This window comes from Paeniglutamicibacter sp. MACA_103 (genome assembly GCF_045798555.1).
In the GTDB taxonomy this organism is placed as follows: domain Bacteria; phylum Actinomycetota; class Actinomycetes; order Actinomycetales; family Micrococcaceae; genus Paeniglutamicibacter.
The window spans coordinates 1-22,905 of the sequence record NZ_JBIXLN010000007.1; the positions used below are offsets into that span (position 1 = coordinate 1).

22 protein-coding genes and 1 pseudogene are annotated in these 22,905 nt (G+C 67.5%); 16 read left to right on the top strand and 7 right to left on the bottom strand.

The genetic code is table 11. The features are described 5' to 3' along the window. A pseudogene (locus ACIPVK_RS04860) lies at positions 1-358 on the top strand (hydroxyquinol 1,2-dioxygenase); the annotation flags it as partial. Between the two features lie 32 nt (positions 359-390). Here ACIPVK_RS04860 and ACIPVK_RS04865 read toward each other — a convergent pair. After that, a complete protein-coding gene (locus ACIPVK_RS04865) occupies positions 391-1,356 on the bottom strand; it encodes an AraC family transcriptional regulator (protein ID WP_407610831.1) in 966 nt (321 codons plus the stop codon). A 156-nt stretch (positions 1,357-1,512) separates the two neighbouring features. Here ACIPVK_RS04865 and ACIPVK_RS04870 point away from each other — a divergent pair, with 156 nt between their 5' ends. The 9 genes from ACIPVK_RS04870 (at position 1,513) to pcaC (ending at position 10,087) form a co-directional block, all read left to right on the top strand. Then, a complete protein-coding gene (locus tag ACIPVK_RS04870) occupies positions 1,513-2,709 on the top strand; it encodes an acyl-CoA dehydrogenase family protein (RefSeq protein ID WP_407610832.1) in 1,197 nt (398 codons plus the stop codon). Further along, positions 2,706-3,275, top strand: a complete 570-nt coding sequence (locus ACIPVK_RS04875; RefSeq protein ID WP_407610833.1) for a flavin reductase family protein — start codon at positions 2,706-2,708, stop codon at positions 3,273-3,275. Before ACIPVK_RS04870 ends, ACIPVK_RS04875 begins: the two co-directional genes overlap by 4 nt. Positions 3,276-3,289: 14 nt before the next feature. Beyond that, on the top strand, positions 3,290-4,252 hold the full coding sequence (locus ACIPVK_RS04880) for an alpha/beta hydrolase (RefSeq protein WP_407610834.1): 963 nt from the start codon (positions 3,290-3,292) through the stop codon (positions 4,250-4,252). 330 nt (positions 4,253-4,582) lie between these two features. After that, positions 4,583-5,773, top strand: a complete 1,191-nt coding sequence (locus ACIPVK_RS04885; RefSeq protein WP_407610835.1) for a 4-hydroxybenzoate 3-monooxygenase — start codon at positions 4,583-4,585, stop codon at positions 5,771-5,773. A 58-nt stretch (positions 5,774-5,831) separates the two neighbouring features. Beyond that, a complete protein-coding gene (gene pcaH / locus ACIPVK_RS04890; protein WP_407610836.1) occupies positions 5,832-6,665 on the top strand; it encodes a protocatechuate 3,4-dioxygenase subunit beta in 834 nt (277 codons plus the stop codon). Beyond that, the gene (pcaG, locus tag ACIPVK_RS04895) at positions 6,666-7,259 is read left to right on the top strand and encodes a protocatechuate 3,4-dioxygenase subunit alpha (protein ID WP_407610837.1); all 594 of its coding nucleotides are present in this window, start codon (positions 6,666-6,668) and stop codon (positions 7,257-7,259) included. Positions 7,260-7,461: 202 nt separating this feature from the next. Continuing rightward, positions 7,462-8,871, top strand: a complete 1,410-nt coding sequence (locus ACIPVK_RS04900) for a lyase family protein (protein ID WP_407610838.1) — start codon at positions 7,462-7,464, stop codon at positions 8,869-8,871. Beyond that, on the top strand, positions 8,868-9,683 hold the full coding sequence (locus ACIPVK_RS04905) for an alpha/beta fold hydrolase (RefSeq protein WP_407610839.1): 816 nt from the start codon (positions 8,868-8,870) through the stop codon (positions 9,681-9,683). Before ACIPVK_RS04900 ends, ACIPVK_RS04905 begins: the two co-directional genes overlap by 4 nt. Continuing rightward, entirely contained in the window at positions 9,680-10,087 is a 408-nt protein-coding gene (pcaC, locus tag ACIPVK_RS04910; protein WP_407610840.1) for a 4-carboxymuconolactone decarboxylase, read from the top strand. The genes ACIPVK_RS04905 and pcaC overlap by 4 nt, the downstream gene beginning before the upstream one ends. A gap of 66 nt (positions 10,088-10,153) precedes the next feature. Here pcaC and ACIPVK_RS04915 read toward each other — a convergent pair whose 3' ends face one another. Then, on the bottom strand, positions 10,154-10,534 hold the full coding sequence (locus ACIPVK_RS04915; RefSeq protein WP_407610841.1) for a winged helix-turn-helix transcriptional regulator: 381 nt from the start codon (positions 10,532-10,534) through the stop codon (positions 10,154-10,156). 102 nt (positions 10,535-10,636) lie between these two features. Between ACIPVK_RS04915 and ACIPVK_RS04920 the strand changes: the two genes are divergently transcribed. After that, entirely contained in the window at positions 10,637-11,515 is an 879-nt protein-coding gene (locus ACIPVK_RS04920) for an SDR family oxidoreductase (RefSeq protein ID WP_407610842.1), read from the top strand. 552 nt (positions 11,516-12,067) lie between these two features. Then, the gene (locus ACIPVK_RS04925; protein WP_407610843.1) at positions 12,068-13,027 is read left to right on the top strand and encodes a D-2-hydroxyacid dehydrogenase family protein; all 960 of its coding nucleotides are present in this window, start codon (positions 12,068-12,070) and stop codon (positions 13,025-13,027) included. A gap of 12 nt (positions 13,028-13,039) precedes the next feature. Here ACIPVK_RS04925 and ACIPVK_RS04930 read toward each other — a convergent pair whose 3' ends face one another. Continuing rightward, positions 13,040-14,011: a LysR family transcriptional regulator gene (locus tag ACIPVK_RS04930; RefSeq protein ID WP_407610844.1), complete on the bottom strand. Its 972-nt coding sequence runs from the start codon at positions 14,009-14,011 to the stop codon at positions 13,040-13,042. 116 nt (positions 14,012-14,127) lie between these two features. On the opposite strand from ACIPVK_RS04930, the gene ACIPVK_RS04935 reads away from it, so the two are divergent. After that, positions 14,128-15,525, top strand: a complete 1,398-nt coding sequence (locus ACIPVK_RS04935; RefSeq protein ID WP_407610845.1) for an MFS transporter — start codon at positions 14,128-14,130, stop codon at positions 15,523-15,525. A gap of 53 nt (positions 15,526-15,578) precedes the next feature. After that, entirely contained in the window at positions 15,579-16,379 is an 801-nt protein-coding gene (locus ACIPVK_RS04940) for a 3-hydroxybutyrate dehydrogenase (protein WP_407610846.1), read from the top strand. Positions 16,380-16,466: 87 nt separating this feature from the next. On the opposite strand, the gene ACIPVK_RS04945 is transcribed toward ACIPVK_RS04940, so the two are convergent. The 4 genes from ACIPVK_RS04945 to ACIPVK_RS04960 form a co-directional block, all read right to left on the bottom strand. Next, positions 16,467-17,120: a GntR family transcriptional regulator gene (locus ACIPVK_RS04945; RefSeq protein ID WP_407610847.1), complete on the bottom strand. Its 654-nt coding sequence runs from the start codon at positions 17,118-17,120 to the stop codon at positions 16,467-16,469. Positions 17,121-17,169: 49 nt separating this feature from the next. Then, on the bottom strand, positions 17,170-18,663 hold the full coding sequence (tcuA, locus tag ACIPVK_RS04950) for an FAD-dependent tricarballylate dehydrogenase TcuA (RefSeq protein ID WP_407610848.1): 1,494 nt from the start codon (positions 18,661-18,663) through the stop codon (positions 17,170-17,172). Between the two features lie 120 nt (positions 18,664-18,783). After that, positions 18,784-19,518, bottom strand: coding sequence for a response regulator (locus tag ACIPVK_RS04955; protein ID WP_407610849.1), 735 nt, complete (start codon positions 19,516-19,518; stop codon positions 18,784-18,786). After that, a complete protein-coding gene (locus ACIPVK_RS04960) occupies positions 19,515-21,059 on the bottom strand; it encodes an ATP-binding protein (protein WP_407610850.1) in 1,545 nt (514 codons plus the stop codon). The genes ACIPVK_RS04955 and ACIPVK_RS04960 overlap by 4 nt, the downstream gene beginning before the upstream one ends. A 223-nt stretch (positions 21,060-21,282) precedes the next feature. Between ACIPVK_RS04960 and ACIPVK_RS04965 the strand changes: the two genes are divergently transcribed. Both ACIPVK_RS04965 and ACIPVK_RS04970 read left to right on the top strand, forming a co-directional pair. Further along, positions 21,283-22,266, top strand: a complete 984-nt coding sequence (locus ACIPVK_RS04965; protein ID WP_407610851.1) for a Bug family tripartite tricarboxylate transporter substrate binding protein — start codon at positions 21,283-21,285, stop codon at positions 22,264-22,266. Continuing rightward, complete coding sequence (locus ACIPVK_RS04970) at positions 22,263-22,904, top strand: tripartite tricarboxylate transporter TctB family protein (RefSeq protein WP_407610852.1); 642 nt, start codon at positions 22,263-22,265, stop codon at positions 22,902-22,904. Before ACIPVK_RS04965 ends, ACIPVK_RS04970 begins: the two co-directional genes overlap by 4 nt. Position 22,905: the final 1 nt, after the last annotated feature.

Consider the following 22,905-nt stretch of genomic DNA (forward strand, 5'->3'; position numbering starts at 1 on the left):
CGACGCGGACGGGAAGTATGCCTTCTGGGGCCTGACCCCGACCCCGTACCCGATCCCGCACGACGGGCCGGTGGGCCAGATGCTCGAATCCGTGGGCCGCTCCCCGGTGCGCGCGGCGCACCTGCACTTCATGGTCACCGCCCCGGGCCTGCGCACCCTGGTCACCCACATCTTCGTCGACGGGGACCCGCAACTGGAAATCGGCGACTCGGTCTTCGGCGTCAAGGACTCGCTCATCAAACGGTTCACCGAACAGCCCGCCGGAACCCCCGCGCCCGACGGCCGCGACCTCGGCACCGCGGCCTGGGCCCGGGCACGCTTCGACATCGTCCTCGCCCCGGCCGAGGCCGAAGTCTAGGCGCCCGCCCGGCTCCGCCCAACCCCGGTTCACTACCCCGCCGCAAGTCCGAGGACGCGGCGGCGGTAGTGTGCCGGGGTTTCCGCGTAGGTCTCGCGGAAGACGGTGGTGAAGTGGGAGGGGCTGGCGAACCCGCAACGTGCGGCGAGCGCGGCAACTGGCTGGCTGGAATTTTCCGGAAGGCCGAGCTCCTCACGGCAACGCTCCAGCCGGCGGGCACGCACCCACGCGCCGACGCTGGTCCCCTCAGCGGCGAAGAGCTTGTGGACCAGGCGGACCGAGACGTAGTGCGCTGCGGCAATGCTGCGCGCACCGAGCTCCGGATCTCCCAGATGCGACTCCGCATACGCGGCCAGCTGGACGAAGTTCGCACGGCCGCCATCGTCCTCGACGGCGGGCGTGCCCAGCACTTCCAGGAACAGTCCGGCGACCAAGCCGGACAGCCCGGCAAACGCGCGGGACCGGCTCGGGGAGGAAAGCCTGGAATAAGCCGGCGCCAGGGAATCCAAGGTTGCCGCCACCGCGCCGGCCAGCGCGGCGTCGGGCCCGATCCGACGAGCCAGGAGTTCACCCATGATCCCGGGCGCAATGCCTGTCGTGGATCGCGGAAAGGTAAAAAAGCGGGTCTTGAACCCGAGCGGAGCAACGATCTCCATGGGACGGGTGGAGTCGTAGACCACCAGGTCTCCCGGCCGCAGCAGCGCCGTTCGACCGGCCTGGAAGATTTCCGTCCGGCCCTCCAGCACTTGGCAGAGCACGAAGTCGCCATGCCCGTCCGCAAGATCCTCCTCGCCACGGCGTCCGATGTGCCCGGTGGCCTGGACTTCGGCCAAGCGCATCCCGCCCTCGCGGCGGGCCAAGACCCTGCCGCGGAACGACAACGAGTCCACGGTTTCGAAGTGCAGGGGCAGCAGGCTTTGCGTGATGGCACCACGCCACGCACCGGCGTCATCGGCCTGTGCCTCGTAGTCCATTCCACCAACCGCACTCGGTTCCATCGTCCCCCTTTCCGGGGCTTCCACGCGCCCGAAAGGCTCCTGCGGGCAAGCGTGCACGCGGGAGCAATCACCGTGCACCCCAGCGTATCAAGTGTGATGCCAGCCACACCTAGTGTTGAACCCAACCAAGCCACCCGCGGACCCAAGGAGACGAAAATGCCGCAGACCCTGAGTCAGACACCCACCCGACTGCACGTCAGCGAGGAGGTGCCGGAATTGCTGCAGCGGCTGGAAGCGATCGCACCGCTGCTCGCCGATGCCGCAGACGAGAACGAGCGACTCGGCGAACTCCGCGCAGACGTCGCGGCGGCGCTTCACGACTCCGGCGTCTTCCGCCTCGGTATTCCCCGCGAACTCGGCGGATACGAGGCCTCCCCGCGCCAGGTCGTCGAGGTCATCGAGAAGCTTTCCCATGCGGATGCCTCCACCGGCTGGGCGGTGATGGCCCTGCAGATGGTCACCGGCACCACCGCGGCCTACCAGGGACGCGCGGCCACCGAAGAGATGTTCGGCGCAGGACGCTACAGTCTTTGCGCCGGCCAGGGCACCCGCATGGGCACCGCGCGCCGGACCGACGGCGGCTACCTGCTCAGCGGTTCTTGGCAATTCGCCTCCGGGCTGCCGCTGGCCAGCCACATCCACACCGCCGCGCTGGTGGAGGAAACGGGGGCGCCTCTGGTCTTCACCTTCCCCAAGGAACAGGCACGGATCGTGGACAACTGGGACGTCATGGGCCTGCGCGCCACCGGCAGCATCGACTACCACTGCGAGGACCTCTTCGTTCCCGAGGATTACACCTACGACATCACCACCAAGGCGCCGCTGCACGGCGGGGCCCTCTACCGCATGGGACTGGCGAACATGTCAGGGATCAACCACGCGGGATGGGCGCTGGGCGTGGCGCGCCGCATGCTCGACGAGCTCCGCGACCTGGCCGCCCAGAAGACCGGAGCCCCGTTCGCCGCCGTGGACACCGACGAGTTCGCCGCCGACTACGCCCGCGCCGAGGCGAAGCTGCGCTCCGCCCGGGCGCTGGTCATGGACGTCTGGGAATCCAACGAGGCCGCACTCGCCGCCGGAAAGGAGCTGGACGACGAACAGGAAACGCTCACCCGACTGGCCTTGAACAATGCCACCTGGTCCGCACACGAGGTCTGCATGACCGTCTACAAGTGGTCGGCCACCGCGGCCCTGCGCCACGGCACGCTGCAGCGCTTCTTCCGCGACATGCACGCCGGAACCCAGCACATGACCTCCGGCCCGGTGGTGCTGCAGGGCTGCGGCCGCAAGCTGGCCGGCCTGGCCAAGGACAGCACCTGGGTGTTCTTCTCGCTGGTCAAGGACGGGCAGTGAGTCCCGCCGCCCGAGCGCACCGCGCACCGGTTGCCGGCAGCACAGTGGCCACCCTCCCGTCCGCCGGGGTGGGACCCGCGGAGTTCAAGGCAGCCTTCCGCAACCACCCCGCCGGCGTTGCCATCATCACCGCCACCGGGCCCGAGGGTCCGGTGGGGCTCACCGTCAGCTCCGTGATCTCGGTGTCCGCCGAGCCGCCCCTGCTGGTCTTTTCACTCTCCGCAGGCTCGCGGACCACGCCGCTGATCGCGGGGGCGGACACCGTGGTGGTGCACCTTCTCGGCGCGGCCCAGGCCCCACTGGCCAAGGCCTTCGCCACCCCCGGCGTCGACAGGTTCGCCGCCACAGACTGGCATCTGCTGCCCACCGGTGAGCCGGTCCTCAGCCAGGCCCCGGTCTGGCTGCGCGGGCGGATCGTCAATGCGATGGACGCCGGCGGATCGGTGGTCGTTGCCGTCCACCTGCTCCAGGCCAACGTTCCCGCCGACGGGGACCTACCCGAAACCCCGCTGGTCTACCACAACCGCAGCTGGCACCGGCTTGGTGACCACTCCGTGATCGACTGAAAGGAAACAACACCATGGCACTCGACGAGGCAACCCAAGGCTTCCTGCGCGGCATGGCCGACTCCACGCCACCAGGCACACCACCTATGTGGGAAATGACTGCCGAGCAGGCACGCGCTGCCAGCGCCGGGCTGAAAAACCTCTACGGCGCCGGCCCGGACATGCACCGAGTGGAGGACCACGAGATCGAGGCGATCGACGGCGGGAGCTTCCGTGCCAGGATCCTTGTTCCGTCAGGGGCCCCGGACGCCGTGCTGGTCTACTACCACGGTGGCGGCTGGGTGCTCGACGGACTGGACGGCTATGACACCCTGGGGCGGCAGCTGGCCATGAAATCCGGGGCCGCCGTCGTCTTGGTCGAATACCGCAAGGCCCCCGAACACCCCTTCCCCGTACCGGTGGAAGATGCCTGGGCCGGGCTCGAGTGGACGGCCGGCCGGATCGATTCGATCGCAGGGTCCCCCGTGCCGCTCTTCGTCGCCGGCGACAGCGCCGGCGGCAACCTCGCGGCCATCGTCACCCATCGTGCGCGGGACCGGCAGGGACCGGAGATTGCCGGCCAGGTGCTGGTCTATCCGGCCACGGATGCCGACCTCGGCCGGGCGTCCTACCTCGAGCCGGAGAATCAGTCGTTCCTCACCACCGAGTTCATGGCATGGTTCTGGAACCACTACCTGCCGCAGGAGGCCGAGCGCACTCATCCCGAGGCATCGCCGCTTCGCGCCGCCTCGCTGGCCAGCTTGCCTCCAGCACTGGTGCTGACCGCGGAGCACGACGTGCTGCGAGACGAGGGCGAGGAGTATGCGCAGCGGCTCGTCGAGGCGGGCGTGCCGGTGGTGCACCGCCGCTGGGAGGGCCAAATGCACGCTTTCTTCACTATGGTCAATATTCTGCCGGCCAGCGCCGAGGCGATAGACCTGGTGGCAGGGCACGTGCGTGAGCGCGCCGCAGAGGCGCAAGCAGCACTCGCTCCGTAGCACCAAGGAGGAGGCATCCACGCCGGGCCACCCAGGCCACTGCCGGGTGGCCCGGCCAGTGCACTGCACCGGGAGAATCGCCAAGAATCGTGACCATCAATCCGGCCTCAAGGCAGGTTCCCCCTCCTGCATGCCGGTGCCTGCCTGGTGCATGGCGGTCTGCATCTTATTTCCCATTCAATGAGATGCCGTGTGGTTCTTTGGTGTGCGCGACCACAGACTTGATGCAGATACCTCACACTCCGGGTTCCCCCGCTGCGTGGCGCCGGCACAACGACGTGCCAAGGCCACCGGCGAACCTCCCCCGCACCAAAGGAACGCGACCACCTCATGACTTCAGCGCGCACCATCCTCAAGACCCAGGTCGGCATCGTCGGCGGCGGCCCCGCCGGGCTGATGCTCTCGCACCTCTTGGCCAAGAGCAATGTAGAGAACATCGTCGTCGAGTCACGCGACCACGAGACCATCCGCAACACCCACCGCGCCGGCATCCTGGAGGCGGGCTCGGTCAAGATGCTCACCGACACCGGCGTGGACGGCCGGGTGCTCACCCACGGTGACGAGCACGCAGGCATCGACCTGCGCTTCAACGGCGAATCCCACCCGTTGGACTTCACCGACCTGGTCGATGCCACCGTCACGCTCTACGCCCAGAACGAGGTCTTCGTCGACCTCGCCGCCGCCCGCAAACGCGATGCCGGCGATGTGCGCTACTCCTCCGAGGTCACCGCGGTCTTCGACCTGGAAACCGAGACCCCGAAGTTCCACTTCACCGACGCGGACGGCAACGGCTTCGAGGTGCACTGCGACATCCTGGTCGGCGCCGACGGCTCGCGCAGCTTCTGCCGCCGCGCGGTTCCCGGAACCCAGGACTTCAAGATCGAGTACCCCTTCGCCTGGTTCGGCATCCTCACCGAGGCCCCCAAGTCCTCCCCCGAACTCATCTATGCGAACTCCCCGCACGGCTTTGCGCTGATCTCCCAGCGGTCCGAGACCGTCCAGCGCATGTACTTCCAGTGCGACCCCAACGAGGACGTGGATTCCTGGAGCGATGACCGGATCTGGTCCGAGCTGCAACGCCGCGTCGACGGGCCGGACGGTTTCCAGCTCAAGACCGGGAACATCTTCGACAAAACGGTGCTGAAGTTCCGCTCCTTCGTGCGCGAACCGCTCTCCCATGGCCGGATGTTCCTCATCGGCGATGCCGGGCACACCGTCCCGCCCACCGGCGCCAAGGGCCTGAACCTGGCCTTCGCCGACGTCAAGGTGCTCTTCGAGGCCATCGACTCCTTCTACTCCACCAAGGACTCCGCGCTGCTGCACGGCTACTCCGACCTGGCGCTGAAGCGCGTGTGGAAGGCCCAGAACTTCTCCTACTGGATGACCTCGATGCTGCACACCCCGGTGGACGCCGACCCGTTCATGGCCAAGCGCGCCCTGGGCGAGCTCGACACCGTGGTCTCCTCGCGCTACGGCCAGCAGTACTTGGCCGAGTCCTACACCGGCTGGCCACACTCCTAACCTTCACCCCCGTCTTTTCTCCACCACACCCGCACGCCCCCACCGAAAGGAGCACGCAGTGAGCACCGAAACCACCTCGCCCGAGACGTTCAACGATTCGCACGTGCTGGATCCCGCAGCCACCACGCTCTCCCAGGAGGCCATCTCCACCGAGATCGCCGACATCCACGCGGCCTACCGCCAGTCCGTCGTTGACGGCAAGAAGGCCGAGACGCAGCCGCGCATCGACTTCGCGCCCTACCGTTCCTCGCTGCTGCGCCACCCCACCAAGAACCTGCACCACGCGGACCCCGAGACCATCGAGCTGCACTCCCCCGCCTTCGGCGAGCGCGACGTGCACGCCCTGGAGTCCGACCTGACCATCCAGCACAACGGCGAGCCGATCGGCGAGCGCATCGTCGTGGCCGGACGCGTGCTCGACGGCGACGGCCGCCCGGTGGCCGGACAGCTGGTGGAAATCTGGCAGGCCAACGCCGCCGGACGCTACATCCACAAGCGTGACCAGCACCCCGCTCCGATCGACCCGAACTTCACCGGCGTGGGACGCGCGATCACCGGTCCCAACGGCGAATACTCCTTCACCACCATCAAGCCGGCGCCGTACCCGTGGAAGAACCACCACAACGCCTGGCGCCCGGCGCACATCCACTTCTCGCTCTTCGGCACCGACTTCACCCAGCGCATGATCACCCAGATGTACTTCCCGGGCGACCCGCTCTTCTCCCTGGACCCGATCTACCAGGCCATCACGGACAAGGACGCCCGCGACCGCCTGGTCGCCACCTACGACCACTCGATCACCAGCCACGAATGGGCCACCGGCTACAACTGGGACATCGTGCTCACCGGGTCCAACCGGACCTGGATGGAAGACGAAGAGGGAGAGCTCTAAATGACCGCCACACCCAACACCCAGGCCCCCGCGCTCAAGCTGGCTCCCACCCCGGGCCAGACCATCGGCCCCTTCTACGGCTACGCGCTGCCCTTTGAGAAGGACAACGAGCTGGTCAACCAGGCACGGCCCGGCGCCGTCCGCCTGCACGGGGTCGTCACCGACGGCGCCGGCACCGTCATCCCCGACGCGTTGCTGGAAATCTGGCAGGCCGACGAGGACGGCAACGTGGTCTCGAAGGACGGCTCGCTGGTCCGCGACGGCTACACCTTCACCGGCTGGGGCCGCACCGCGGTGGACAACGTCGGGCACTACACCTTCACGACCCTGAATCCCGGGGCCACCGAGGAGGGCAAGGCGCCGTTCATCATGCTCACGGTCTTTGCCCGCGGCCTGCTCAACCGCCTGTTCACCCGCATCTACCTGCCCGAGGATGTTGCCGCGCTGGCCAACGACCCGTTGCTGGCCTCGCTGCCCGAGGACCGTCGCCGGACGCTGATCGCCACCCGCGAGGAAGACGGCTCGCTGCGCTTCGACATTTCGCTGCAGGGCGAGGGCGAAACCGTGTTCCTCTCCTACCCGCGCGAGTCGTAACACGCGCACCCCATGTGACCCCCGCCAGGGGCGGGACTCGCCTTTTGTCTCCCCGAACCGGGATGATGGAAAAGGCGGGTTCCCGCGCCGCGGGGGTTTTGGAGGTTCCACGCCCCCACCGCATTGATCCCGACCGGTGCCTGGATCCACCCCCGCGAACCAGCACCCCCCCAACCACAGACCTACAGGAGAAGCACCGCCCATGTACCCGGCCGATTACGGATTGCTGACCCCGGCCTGGGCGGCGACGCCCGTGGCGGACACCGCCTCGGATGCCGCCTTTGCCCAGGGAATGCTCGAGGTGGAGGCCGCCTGGGTCAAGGTCCAGGCCGACGCCGGACTGTGCACCGACGCGGACGCCCGGGCCGTCGCAGCCATCGCCAAGGTCGAGCTCTACGACCTGGCGGCCCTGGCCGCTGCGGGCCCGGACGGCGCCAACGCGCTGATCCCGCTGCTGGGCATGATGCGCGTCCAGCTCGCCGACACCGGCGCCCCGGCGACCGCCGCGACCGCCCTGCACCGCGGTGCCACGAGCCAGGACGTGATCGACAGCGCCCTGATGCTCATCGCTTCCCGGTCCATCGCACGGATCCGCACCGACCTGCTCGCCGCCGGGCAGTCGCTGTCCGCGCTTGCCGCCGAACACGCCTCGACCCTGTGCGTGGCGCGCTCGCTGACCCAGCACGCGCTGCCCACCGTCTTCGGGCTGCGCGCCGCCAACTGGCTCGCCTCCCTCACCGCCGCCGGGCGCCAGCTCGACGCGATCGCCGCTTCCCTGCCGCTGCAATGGGGAGGCGCCGTGGGCACCCTGGCCTCGCTGCACCAGCGGCTCGGCTCCGCGCTGCCGTACAAGTCGCAGCAGCGCCTGGCCGAACGCGCACACGAGCTCACCGCCGCCCTGGCCGCCGAACTTTCCCTCACCGCTCCGATCGCCCCCTGGCACACCGTGCGCCAACCCGTGCTGGGGCTCGGCTCCGCGCTGGGTTCCGTCATCGCGGCGGCCGGGACCTTCGGCGCGGACGTGCTCACCGCGTCGCGTCCGGAAATCGGAGAGCTGTCCGAACCGCGCGAGGCCGGCAAGGGCGGCTCCTCGGCCATGCCGCAAAAGCAGAACCCGGTGCATTCGGTGCTGCTGCGCAATGCCGCACTCTCCGCACCCGCCCACGTTGCCACGCTCTACACCGCCGCGGGCACCGCCGTGGACGAACGCCCCGACGGCGGCTGGCACGCCGAATGGGCTTCGGTGCGCGAACTGGTCCGCCTGGCCGGGGGCGCCGCACACCACGCAGCCGTCCTGGCCGCGGGCTTGGGCGTTCACCCGGGCGCCATGGCCCGGAACATGGCACTGTCCGGGGACCTGTTGGTCTCCGAACGTGTCTCTTCCGTCGTCGCACCCCTGGTGGCCGGCGGCAAGGCGGCGGTGCAGGAACTGGTCCTCGAGTCCCTGCGCACGTCCACCCCGTTGCGTACCCTGTTGCAGGGGGTTTTGCCCTCCGACATGGACAACCAGTTGTTCCTCGATGACCTGCTGGACCCGGCCGGCTACCTGGGTTCGGCCACCGACTTCATCACCCGCATCCGCGAAGACTTCACAGATTGGAAGGACTCATGAGCATTCCCACCCTGACCCCGTCCCTGCTGCATGCCGCAGCCGACCTCCCCACCCTGGTGCTGGGCCCGTCGCTGGGCACCGGCTCGCTGGCCCTGTGGGGACCGGCCGTGCCGTTCCTCAAGGAGCACTTCCAGCTGGTGGCCTGGGACCTGCCCGGCCACGGCGAATCCGCACCCTCCACCGAGGAATTCTCCATGGCCGAGCTGGCCGCCGGGGTCATCAAGATGATCGAGGCGCTGGAGACCGAGAAGGCCATCACCGCGGCCGCACCGCTGTTCTACGCCGGCGTTTCCGTGGGCGGGGCCATCGCCCTGCAGCTGGCCAACGACTTCCCCGGCGCCTTCGCCGGGCTCTCGGTCATCTGCTCGGCAGCCAAGATCGGCACCCCGGAGGCCTGGAAGGAACGCGCCGAGCTCGTGGCCAAGGCCGGCACCCCGGTGGTCGTCACCGGATCGGCCGAGCGCTGGTTCGCCCCCGGCTTCATCGAGGCCAACCCGGTGGTGTCCACCGACCTTTTGCACAACCTGCAGGACGCGGACCGGTTCGCCTACGCCCACGTCTGCGGCGCCCTGGCCGGCTTCGACCTGCGCGAGGCACTGCCGTCCATGAAGGACCCGATCCTGGCCATCGCCGGCGCCCACGACGTGGTTTGCCCGCCGGCCGATGCCCAGTTCATTGCCGAGCACGCGCCGAACGCGCAGGCCGCCACGATCGACACCGTCGCGCACCTGGCCCCGGCCGAGGACCCGGAGGCGACCGCCGCGCTGCTTCTCGAGTTCTTCGCCTCGATCTCGCAGGAGAAAATCGCATGACCGACGCTTCCCGTCTCCCGGGCGACACCTACGACGCCGGGCTCGAGGTGCGCAAGCAGGTCCTCGGCACCGAACACGTTCAGCGTGCCACGGCGAACTCCACCGACTTCACCGACGAGTTCCAGGAAATGATCACCCGCTATGCCTGGGGCACCATCTGGACTCGCGACGGGTTGCCGCGCACCACGCGCAGCGCCATCACGCTGACCGCGCTGATCGCGGGCGGCTACTGGGAAGAGCTCGAGATGCACGTGCACGCGGCCCTGCGCAATGGCATGACCGCCGACGAGATCAAGGAAGTCTTCCTGCAGTCGGCCATCTACTGCGCGGTGCCGGCGGCCAACACCGCGTTCAAGATCGGCAAGGCAGTGCTGGCCGAATACGAAGCACAGGACGCCAAGTAGTCCCTAAGTCCAAGGCAATGCGCCGGGCCCGGTCGATTCACCGAATTGACCGGGCCCGGCTTGCTTTTAGGCCGAGGGCGCTTGGACGATATCATCGGCGTGTTCGCCGATCCAGGCGACCAACGGAAGCAGCCGTTGGACAAGTTCACCGCCAAGGGTCGTGAGGCTGTAGTCGACCCGCGGCGGGATCACCGGCTGCGCGTCGCGATGGACGAACCCGTCCGCCTCAAGTGTCTTCAGGGTCTGGGCCAGCATTTTTTCGCTGATGCCCTCGGCGCGGCGGCGCAGTTCGCTCCAGCGTTGCGGGCCGCGCGCCAAGGCCACGAGAATGAGCACGCCCCATTTACTGGTGACGTGGTCAAGGACCGTCCGGCTCGGGCACCCGGCCTGGAATACCATGGCGGATGCGGGGACGGCCGGTGGTTGGAGGCTGCTGGTTGCCGACATGCAAGCACCTTACCTTAAAGTGCGTACTCTCTTTTGGGAAGTATTCTTCCGGATGCGCGGTTGTGAGTGAAGACAGTCATTTCTTCCGCGAAGGGAAACCCCATGACCATCCTCGTCACCGGCGCCACCGGCAAGCTCGGCCGCCTCGTAGTTGAAGCGCTCCTCGAGCGCAATGTTCCTGCCGAACAGATTGTGGCAGGAGGCAGGAACACGGCAAAGCTCGCCGACCTTGCACGGCTGGGGGTCCAGGTCCGCGCCATGGATTACTCCGACCCGGCTTCGCTGCGCGAGGCATTTGCCGGCGTCGAAAAGGTCCTGCTGGTCTCGGGCAACGAGCCGGGCCCCCGCGTGGCCCAGCACCTCGATGTCATCGAGACGGCCAAGGATGCAGGCGTCCAGCTCCTGGCATACACCAGCATCCCCAACGCCGACACCACCACCATGGCCCTGGCCGCCGACCACCAGGAAACCGAGCGGGCGCTGCGCAACTCCGGGCTCCCCTACGTTCTGCTGCGCAACGGCTGGTATCTGGAGAACTACACCGAACAGCTGGGAGGAATCCTGCAGCACGGCTCGGTTTTCGGCAGCGCGGGCGACGGCCGGCTCAACGGCGCGACCCGCGCCGACCTCGCACAGGCCGCCGCGGCCGTCCTTCTGGCCGAGGACCAGGCGGGCCTGGTCTACGAACTGGGCGGAGAAGAATCCTTCACCCTCGAGGACCTGGCACGCGAGGTCAGCACCGCCACGGGCCAGGCGGTGACCTACCAGGACCTGCCGGAGGAAGACTTCTCCCACCTGCTCGTGGGCGCCGGGGTTCCCGGCGACTTCGCGAGGATCCTGGCCGACAGCGACCGGGGCATCGCCCGCGGTGAACTGCTCGTCGACGGCAACGCCCTGGCAACGCTGCTTGGCCGCCCCGCCACGACACTGGGCGAAGCCGTGCGGGCCGCCGCCGGTGAATTGGCCACCCAGCGGGCCTGACCGGACACGGACACCAAACGGCGGGTCGACACGCCCCTCCACCTCAAGTACGCTCCAAATATGCCAACCCCCTTGTCTTCCCGAAAGCAGCCCCGCCCACCCGGGCGGGGCAAGATCCGGGAAGGAACATCAAATGGCTCATTCGCCTCACCGTCGCAATCGGGGCTGCGCTCTGTGCAAGCCGCACCAATGGCGCGGCCAGGGCAAGGCCCGCAAGTCCCCCTGGCGCGTCAACCGCGCAATCGGACGCAAACGCCGCTGGGACCGCCGCGTCAGCGATGACTAACTGCTGAAGGCCCGGGCCAAACGGCCGGCACGGCTCCCCGCGGGGGATGCAGTGCCGGCCGGGCTCGGGCTCTTGGTCAGGAACGCCCGGCCGCACGCGACCAGACGGCGTCCTCCGAATCCGCATCTTTACGCATCCACGCCTCGGAATCGCCCTCAAGCTGTACCGCTGCGGCGAACCAACAGGTATCCCCCGCCATGTGTCGGCCAACCGTCATGTGTTGGCCATGGCTCCACCGTACGTGGCCCAGCTCCTATGATGAAGCCATGCGCATAGCCGTCCTCGATGACTACCAAGACGTTGCCCGTTCCCTGGCGGACTGGGAGTCGCTGCCCGGCGACGCCGTCTTCTTCACCGCGTTCCTCGGGCACGACGACGATGCCGTCACCGCCGCCCTGCGGGACTTCGAGGTGGTGGTGGCCATGCGCGAGCGCACGCCATTCACCGCCGCGCGGTTGGCCGAGCTGCCGAACCTCAAGCTGCTTGTCACCACCGGCATGCGCAACGCCTCCATCGACCTGGACGCGGCGCGGGACCTCGGCATCACGGTGTGCGGAACCGCCGGCAGCGCGACGGCCGCGGTGGAACACGCCTGGGCGCTGATCCTGGCCGCCGCCCGCCGCCTGGATGTGGAGCTTTTCTCCACCGATCGCCCGCGTGCCGCCGGCCGGCCCTGGCAGCAGACCCTGGGCACCGGGCTGTCCGGCAAGACCCTCGGGGTCTACGGCCTGGGCAAGCTGGGCGGCCAGGTCGCGCTGATCGGGAAGGCCTTCGGGATGCGGGTCATTGCGCACAGCCAGAACCTCACGGCCGCCCGGGCCGCCGAGGTCGGCGCCGAGCTCGTAGCAAAGGAAGAACTCCTGGCCCGCAGCGACGTGCTCACCATCCACCTCAAGCTCTCCGAGCGCACCACCGGGGTCGTCGGAGCGGAGGAACTGGCACGCATGAAACACGGCTCGATCCTCGTCAACACCTCGCGCAGCGCGATCGTCGACACCGAGGCGCTGATCGAGGCCCTGGATTCAGGCACCCCGGCGCTGGCCGCCCTCGACGTGTTCGACGTCGAACCGCTGCCCAGGGGCCACCGGCTGCTGGACGCTCCCGGGGTGATCGCCACCCCGCACCTGGGCTACGTGACCGAAGACCAGTTCAGGATCTTCTACACCGGCGCGGTGGAGGACATCTCGGCCTGGGCGGCCGGAACACCGGTCAATATGCTGGCCTGACCTGCTCCGCCCTCAGTAATCCAGCGGTTCGGTGCCCAACAAGGCGTCTTTCACGGCGGCCGTGCGGCGGCGCAGCGCCTCGGCCACCGCCGCGACGGCGGGCTGGCGCAGCGAGTCCGGCCGCAGCACCATCCAGTACGGCAGGCGCTCGGCGAAGTCCTCGGGCAGCAGCCGCACCAAATCCGGGTGGCGGCCGGCCATGAAGCAGGGCAGGAAGCCGATCCCGGCGCCGGCACGAGTCGCCTCGACATGGACGAAGACGTTGGTGGAACTGAGCGAATCCAGCATCCCGGGAACCAGCCGCCGCGGGGCATCCAGGTCGTCGACCTGCAGCATCGAATCGACAAAGTACACCAGCCGGTGCTCGCTCAGTTCCTTGATGCCGGCGGGCGTGCCGAACTCTTGAAGGTAGCGACGCGAGGCGTACATCCCCAGCGTGTAGTCTCCGAGCCGGATGGCCTCGGCCCGGTGGACCTGGGGCTCGCCGACCACCACTTCCAGGTCCAGCCCGGAGCGGTGCTGCAGCGCCCGGCGGGTGACGTTGACGATCTCCACGCTGAGCCGGGGGTGTTTGCGCCGCAGCTGGGCAACGGCCGGCGCGATGATGAATGCGCTGAAGCCGTCCGTGGCGGAAATGCGCACGACGCCGGCAATCGCATCCGCTTCCTCCTCGCCTGCATGAATGGTGGCCATCGCGGTTTCCACGTCCTCGGCTGCCCGCACGGCCTTCCGGCCCAGGTCCGTCAGCTCCCAACCACCCATCGTGCGGGCCAGCGTCCGGCCTCCAAGGCCCTTCTCCAACGCGGCGATCCGGCGCGACACGGTGGTGTGGTTCAAGCCCAGGGACTCGGCCGCCGTCGTGAATCGTCCGGTGCGCGACACCGCGAGCAGGACCAGCAGGTCATCGGGGTTCGGGGCCGCGGCGCCGGGAAGCTTGAAGTTCATATCTGCAATTGTGCACCCGATCACTGCGTAACTGGTCATTGATGCACACCAATGGCCGCACCCATACTGGGTGGAGCCTTCCTGTGCGCTGGAACACAGGACCACCGCAACGCCGATGTCAACGCCGACACCCGCAGAACACAAGGAGTGCGCCCATGAGCGTCAACAAGCCGACAGACGTCCCGGACAGGAAGCAGACCAACGTCCCGGAGACGGAGAAATCGGGACTGAAAAAGATCGTGGCCGCCTCGATGGTGGGCACCGTCGTGGAGTGGTACGAGTTCTTCCTCTACGCCACCGCCGCCTCGCTGGTCTTCGGCAAGTTCTTCTTCCCCAACGCGGACTCGGAGCTGGACGGCATCATCGCCGCGTTCCTGACCTACGCGGTGGGCTTCATCGCCCGTCCGCTGGGCGGAATCGTGTTCGGCCAGATCGGCGACAAGCTCGGGCGCAAGCACACGCTGCAGGTCACCATCATCATGGTCGGCGTGGCAACGTTCCTGATGGGCTGCCTGCCCGGCTTCAACTCCATCGGCTACTGGGCACCGGCGCTGCTGGTGATCCTGCGCTTCGTCCAGGGCTTCGCCGTGGGCGGCGAGTGGGGCGGGGCCGTCCTGCTGGTGGCCGAGCACAGCCCCAACCAATCGCGCGGCTTCTGGTCCAGCTGGCCGCAGGCCGCCGTTCCGGTGGGCAACCTGCTGGCCACCCTGGTGCTCCTGGGCATGAGCTGGATCCTCCCGTCGGACCAGTTCCTGTCCTGGGGCTGGCGCGTGGCCTTCTGGGTGTCCGCGTTCATCGTCATCATCGGCTACTACATCCGCACCCACGTGTCCGAGGCACCGATCTTCCTGGAGGCCCGCGCCCAGGTGGAAGCCGACAAGGCCGTCAGCTACGGCGTGCTGGAGGTTGTGCGCAAATACCCCAAGGGCATCCTCGGCGCCATGGGCCTGCGCTTTGCCGAGAACATCCTCTACTACATCATCGTGTCCTTCACCATCGTCTACCTGAAGACCGTGCACGCCTACGACACGAGCCAGCTGCTGCTGGCCCTGCTGGTGGCCCACGTCATCCACTTCCTCGTGATCCCGCAGGTCGGCCGGCTCTCGGATGCCTTCGGCCGCAAGCCGGTCTACCTGGCCGGTGCGGTGCTCGGCGCCGGCTGGGCGTTCCTCGCCTTCCCGATGTTCGACACCCGCAACCCGCTCATGATCATCATTGCCGTCACCATCGGACTGTGCTTCCACGCCCTGATGTATGCGGGCCAGCCGGCCATCATGGCCGAAATGTTCCCCACCCGCATGCGCTACTCCGGCGTCTCCCTGGGCTACCAGGTCACCTCGATCGTGGCGGGCTCGATGGCGCCGATCATCGCGACCGCGTTGCTGAAGGACTTCGGCTCCTGGCTGCCGGTGGCCATCTACGTGGCGGCGGCCTGCGCCATCACGGCCGTCGCGGTCATCACGCTGAAGGAAACCCGGGGCGCGTCCCTGCACGACATCGACGACGCCGACGCCCGCAAGCACGGGCTGAACACCGCCCGGGTCGGCAACTGAGCGCCTCCACGCCGGCAACACGCATCAACCACGCTCCACACAAGGGAAGATTCATGACCCACCAGGAAACCTCACGGACGAACGCGCCTGCCCTCCAGCCACTGTCGGGCAGGCGGGCGCTGGTCACCGGCGGCGCCAGCGGGATCGGCTTGGCCGTCGTGCGCGCGTTGGCCGCCCGCGGCGCCCACGTCGTCGTCGCGGACAGGGACCGGGAAGGAGCCGAGGCGGCGGCGGAGGAGGTCGGCGGCTCAAGCTGGGTGGTCGACCTGCTGGACCCGGTCGCGGTCGCCGACGACAAGCTGGCGGAAGCCCTCGACGGGGTGGACATCCTGGTCAACAATGCCGGGATCCAACACATCAGCCCCATCCAGGACTTTGACCCGGCGGCCTTCCGCCGGATCATGACCCTGATGTTGGAGGTCCCGTTTCTGCTGATCCGGGCGGCACTGCCGAAGATGTATGCGCAGGGATTCGGCCGGATCATCAATGTGTCCTCGGTGCACGGGTTGCGCGCTTCCCCGTTCAAGTCCGCCTACGTCACGGCCAAGCACGGGCTCGAGGGTCTGTCCAAGGCCACCGCGCTCGAGGGCGGCGAGCACGGGGTGACCAGCAATTGCGTCAACCCCGGCTACGTCCGGACCCCGCTGGTGGAGAAGCAAATCTCGGACCAGGCCCGGGTCCACGGCATTCCCGAGGCCGAGGTGCTGGCCAAGATCATGCTGACCGAGAGCGCCGTCAAGCGACTGGTCGAGCCGGAGGAGGTTGCTTCGCTGGTGGCCTGGTTGGCCGGTGACGACGCGTCCATGGTGACGGGCGCCAGCTACACCATGGATGGCGGCTGGTCGGCGCGTTAGCTTTCGCCTTCCGCCCCGCAGCAACGAAACCGTCCCCGGGCGGGCGCATCAAGCGCTCGCCCGGGGACGGTTTGGCGTACGGCAGGCTCAGCCCCGGGGCTGCTCGATCTGCCCAAAGAGCGAGAGCCGGATCCTGCGCGCTTCGGTCATATGCCGACGCATGGCCTCCTGCGCCGCGGCGCCGTCGCGCTCCCGGATGAGCCGCACCATTTCTGCATGCTCCTCCAGGGATTCCGCCCAACGGGAGCCGACCGACAGCGTCGATGAGGGCGCATGGATCTGGTGGGTCGACAGGCGGTCCAGCAGGTCCTTCAGGATCGGGTTGTGCGCCGCCGTCCAGAGCGCGGAGTGGAACTCGATGTTGGTCCGCAGGCGTGTCTGGTCGTCGGGATCCGGTAATGCCCTGTCGCGTTCCAGCAGGCCTTCAAGGCGGATCAGGTCCATCTCGGTCCGCGTGGCGGCCGCCTCCAGGGCGGCCTGGCCTTCCAGCAAGATCCTCAGGTCGTAGACCTGCATGAGCTGTTCCGGGTCGATGTTCCGCACCTGGAGCCCGCGGGCCCCGCGTTCGAGCAACCCCTCCTGCGCCAGCCGGCCCAGCGCCTCGCGCACCGGGGTGCGGGAGACGCCGAAGCGGCCTGCCAGGGCAACTTCCTTGAACGCGGTGCCGGGACGGTGGGAGCCGTGCAAAATTTCGGCACGCAGTTCGGCATGGATCGTCTCCGAGTCCATCTTTGCCGCCATCTTCTTCCACCTCCGCCCCGTGTGAAGGGGCTACGTCGTAATTTCTTGCCTAGGCCAGCGTACCGGCACGGCGCCCGAACACGACGCCGGCGGCAAGCCCGGAACCGCCCGGGTAGTTCGCGGAGAAGAGGCCGCCGAGCATTTCGCCGCAGACGTACAGCCCGTCGAAGTGCTCGCCGTCCTCGTTCAGCACGCGGCCGTGGGTGTCGGACTTCAGGCCGCCGAAGGTGAAGGTGATGCCACAGGTGACCGGGTAGGCATAGAACGGGCCGGTCTCCAGAGGCATGGCCCAGTTGCTCTTCGGCGGGGTCACCTTGGCTGCGCGGCCATCGAGCACGTTCGGGTCGTATGCGATCGAGGTGTCGATGGAGCCATTGAAATCGCTGACGGTCTTGGACAGCGCCGCGGCGTCCACGCCGATCTTCTCAGCCAGTTCCTCGATGGTGTCGGCGATGACCTCGGAGATGCCCGGCATCTCGTACTCTTCGGCACGCAGCATCGGACGCAGCGAGGCGTCGAAGACCTGGTAGGCGACGGAATCCGGCTGCTGCAGGATGACCCGTCCGTACTTGGCATAGGTGAGGTTGCGGAAGTCCGCGCCCTCGTCCAGGAAGCGCTCGCCGCGGTTGTTCACGATGATGCCCAGCGGGTAGCTCTGGCGGGTCAGCCGGTTGGTCAGCTCGCGGTTGGATTCGTTGATGGCGGGGTCTGCATCCCACTGCACGGAGTGGCAGGTTCCCCAGTCCCCGCCCTTGGCCGCGCCGGCGGCCAGGCCGGCGGTGATCATCTCGCCGTGGTTGAAGGCGGTGCCGCGGATCCTGGCGTTCTCCCAGCCCTCGCCGAGGTGCTTGCGTCGCAGTTCCGGGTTCGATTCGAAGCCGCCGGCGCCCAGGACCACGGATTCGGCACGCAGCTCCTGCACGATTCCGTCTTCGCCGCGGACCTTGACGCCCTTGGCAACGCCGTCCTCGATGATCAGGTCGAAGACGTCCTGCCCGTAACGGACGTCGGTGCCGAGCTTGGCCGCTACGGCGACGTGGTCGTGCATCAGGCCCTCGCCGCCGCCGACGTTTCCGACATGCAGACCGCCCCAGAAGAGGTAGCTGCCGTCCTCGCGCTCGTAGGCCTGGCGCTCGTACATCAGGCGGTACTTCAACCCCAGGCCCTGGAGCCAGCGCAGGCCCGGTGCGGCCTCGGTGACCAGCACCTCGGTCAGTTCCGGGTCGTTGCGTCCCTCGGTGACCTTCTTGAGGTCGGCCGCGTAGTCGGCGGCAGAGTACGGCGGGACAACGCTAACGGCGTGGCGCTCGTCGGCTTCGATGAAGTCGCTCAGGTCCTCGAGCCCGTCGTGTGCGATGCGGGTTGCGCCCGCGGTGTAGTAGCTGTTGCCGCCGAAATGCTCCTGTGGCGCCTTCTCCAGCAGCAGGACCTTGCGCCCGCGCTCCGCCGCGGCGTGCGCCGCGGTGAAGGCCGCGTTGCCCCCGCCCACGACGATGACGTCTGCCGCGAGTTCGTTGCCTGCTTCGTTTTCCGTGCTGCCCATGATCGAGCCTCCTTGTCCGCGGCCCCCGTCCGGAGCCTTCTGGATACGAGTGTATACACAAATATACAAAGAGCGCCAGAGGGTGTCGATCCTTGGTCGGTGGAGCGGGGCTCTGCCCGGCTATTGGCCTGTCCAGCGGTAGCGGTGTTCCGGGCGGCCGGGTGCGCCGTACTTGGGCCGCAGTTCCGACAGCCCGCGCCCGGCCATCATCTCCAGGTACCTGCGGGCACTCACCCGCGAGATGCCGCAGCATTCGGAGACTTCGCTGGCCGACAGGTCGCCGGGGCCACCCGGCTGCGCCGCTTCGCGCAGCGCCCGACCCACCAATTGCACGGTGGGCTGGGAGAATCCCTTGGGCAGCGGGGAGTTGAGCGCTGCTGCGCTGGGCACAGCCCGCCTGTCCTCACGTTTTTCCGGGTCCCCGGCCCGGAACATGGAGTCGATGTCTCCTTGGGCCAAGGTCGGTCCCGCCTGGGTCACCGCTTCGGTCCTGGATTCCCGAAACGCTTCGAGCCGACGGTTGAAGTCTGTCACGGTAAAGGGCTTGACCAGGTAGTCGTCAACGCCGCGGCCAACGGCGAAGCGCACAGTGTTGCGCTCGGACGCGGCGGTGATCATGATGACGCCCGTATCGTGGCCACTGCCGCGCAGATCCTCCAGCACCTGAAGGCCATCCATGTCGGGCAGGTGCACATCGAGAAGCACCAGATCAACATCACTTTCTTCGAGGAAAGCCAGCACGGGGCCGCCACGCTCCAGCACACCGGCCACCTCGAAACCCTCCAACGCATCCACATAGCGGGCATGGAGGCGCGCAATATCCGGATCATCGTCGACGATCAGTGTCCTGATCATTCCCGTTCCCCCATCTCGCTTCCCGGCAACGTCCCCGGTGCCGTCCGATTCCATTCGACCGTCATCATGGCCCCGCCCAGTTCCCCGGTTCCCACCGACACCGAACCGGCACGGCGCCGGATCACCCGATCCACAAGCGCCAGGCCGATGCCGCGCCCGGCGCCGGTACCGGCCTTGCTGCTCACCCCGCGGCGAAAGATCCCCTCCACCTCGCTCGGCGCAATGCCCGGTCCGCTGTCTTCCACGCAGATACCCAGGCGTTCGGACCCGGCCTTCACCTGCAGCCGCACCGTTCCCCCGTCACCGGCGGCCTCGATCGCGTTGCTGAGCAGGTTTCCCACCACGGTCAGGACATCCTCGTCCGCACGCCAACCCGGCTCGATTTGGGATTCCGGATCCACCAGCAGCCGCACTCCCGCTTCGCGCGCGCCTGCCGCATTGGCGCCCACGAGCCCCGAGAGCGCCGGGTCCTTCAGGATGCCTGCGTCGGCCCCAAGCGCAGAGCCGCTGATCCGCTGCAGGTACGCGGCCGCCTCCCCCGGCTCGCCAAACGACAGGTAGCCCGAGAGCACGTGCAACCTGTTCGCGAACTCATGGGCCTGCGAACCCAAGGCGTCGGCCAGGCTTCTCTGTCCCTTCAATTCACGCAGCGTTTCCTCCAGCTCGGTACGGTCCTGCAGCGTCAACGTCCGACCCAGAGACTTGCCGTTGGCCAGCGCCTCGCGACGGGTTGCCACCAGGATGCGCTCCCCCGACAGGACGTACTTCGTTTCCTCGGCACCCGGGTCTTCGCTGCCGAGCTGGGCACTGACCGTAGGATCGAGAACATCCGATGCCCGCGACCCCACGACGTCGCCGCTCAATCCGAGCAGGCGCCGCGCCTCGTCGTTGACCAAGGTCAGTCGACCTTCGGAATCGACACCCACGACGCCGTCATGCACGCTGAACAGCAAAGCCTGTTGCGACTGCAGCAGACCAGCGACGGCCTCCGGCTCCACGCCATAGATCCGTCGGCGGACCATGCGCGCGGCCAGCGCCGAAGCAATCGTTCCAAGCGCCGCGGCTCCCATGATCCAAGGTGCCACCGTCCCCACGATTTCGAGCAGTTCCCCGCGAATCTCGCTCTGCAGGATGCCCACCGACACGGTCCCGACGATTTCCCCGTTGAACCGCACTGGTTCCTTGGCCCTGAGTGTCACGCCTTGCGGGCCGACCTCCGTGCCGCGAAAGGACTCCCCTTCGCGCACCGGCTCGTGATCCGACGAGACGGGTTCGCCGATGCGCTCCGGATCCGGGTGAGCCACGCGGATTCCCGCCATGTCCGCGACCGTCACATACTGGACCCCGGAAACAGCGGTCGCGAGATGGGCGATCGGCGCAATCACGGCCGAAGCCCCGGGTTTACCCAGTTCCGACCGTACCGACTCATGGGCCGCCATCTGAACGGCCACGGTATGGACCCGGTCGAAAGCGACCTGCTGGGTTCGATGGTCCTCGAAGACCAGGACAACGATGGACACCGCGCCGATCAGGCCGAGCACGATGCCCAGCTGCAACGCCAGGAGTTGCGCCCGGCGGCGGTGTTTCGACAAGGAACGCACGTGGCTCCGGGCCCCTTTCACATTTCGTTGACTTTGTTTTCTTTACTGTTCTTATGAACTAAAGCACATTTTTGCTGTGCCTTAGATCACTTCTCTGGCACCTTGGTGGTCGAGGGACCTGCCGATGACACCCGGTCCACCACCCATGAGATTACGGATGAAAATGAGCAAGAGCATAATCAAGAAGACCCTATACGGCACCGTCGTCGCCGTTGTGGCAGGTCTGGCACTGGTCAATGCGGCTGCCAGCGGGGGTGAGTCGACCGCGCGGTCAAAGCTCGTCCTCATGGCACCCGCAGCACCCGGCGGCGGATGGGACGGGTTCGCCCGCGAGTCGCAGCAGGCACTGAAGTCCGGCGGCGTGGTCAACAACGCGCAGGTGGTCAACGTGCCCGGCGCCGGCGGGACCATCGGCCTGAGCCAGTTCGTGCAGATGACGGGCCGCCACGACATGCTGATGGTCACCGGCGGCGTCATGGTCGGCGCCATCGAGCTCTCTGACTCCGAGTCCACCTTCGACGACATCGTGCCCATTGCCCGGCTTGCAGATGACTTCGCCGTGTTGGTGGTGCCGGCCAAGTCGGAGTTCAAGACCTTGGATGACTTCGTCAAGCGATGGAAGGACAATCCCGGCGGAACCTCGATCTCCGGCGGTTCGCTGGGTTCCATCGACCACCTGCTGACCGGCTTGGTGGCACAGAAGGTCGGCATCGATCCGATCGAGACCAACTACATCGCCTACTCCGGCGGCGGCGAGGCGCTGACCTCGATGCTCTCCGGAACGACCGTCGGTGGAATGTCGGGCTACAACGAGGTAGCCGATCAAATCGAATCGGGCAGCCTGCGCGCCTTGGCGATTTCCTCGGAAGAGCGTCTCCCCGGAGTCGATATCCCCACCTTCAAGGAACAGGGCGTTGACGCCTCGATGGCCAACTGGCGCGGCGTCGCCGCGGCTCCGGGGATCACCGAGGAGCAAAAACAGGAATTCGTGGACATCGTTTCCGAATACCGCCAGACCGAACACTGGCAGGGAGCGCTGGAACGCAACAGCTGGACGGACAGCTTCATGACCGGTGCGGAATTTGAAGAATTCATTGACTCCGAGGTCGCCGTGACCAAGGACATCGTGGAAGGGCTGGGACTGTGAAGACGATAGAGGAATCCCCCGCAACCGTGCGCACGGCAGATGACTACCCGGTACGCATCACCGGCTTCTGGTCGGGACGCAGCGAGCTGATCGTCCCGGCACTGGTCTTCGCCCTGGCCGGCTTCCTCTCCTACGGGACTGCGACCATGCAGGTGATGGGCACCAGCGTTCCGGGCCCGCAGTTCTTTCCCACCATCGTCTGTGTGCTGCTGTTCGTGGTGGCCGCCATCCACACGGTGCAGATCCTGCGCACGCGCCGTTTCCCCCATGCGGACAGCGAAGGGCAGAACCCCGACTTTTCCACGGACATGCTCGGCGATCTGGCCGACACCGAGCGCAATTCCATCTATGGGCCAAGCACGCTGCCTTCGGCCACAGGCAAACGCAAGACTTACTCGGATTGGAAGACGCTCGGAATGGTCATCGGAGCAGTGGCTGCGTTCATCGTGGCGCTGCCCGTCCTGGGCTGGATACTGAGTGCTGCTGGCCTGTTCTGGGTCGTGTGCCGCGCTTTGGGAAGCCGACGCCCATTGTTCGACCTCAGCGTCTCCATCCTGTTTTCCTCGGTCATCCAGCTGGCCTTCAATGCCGGACTCGGCCTCAACCTGCCCTCCGGCTTCCTGGAAGGACTGATCTGAC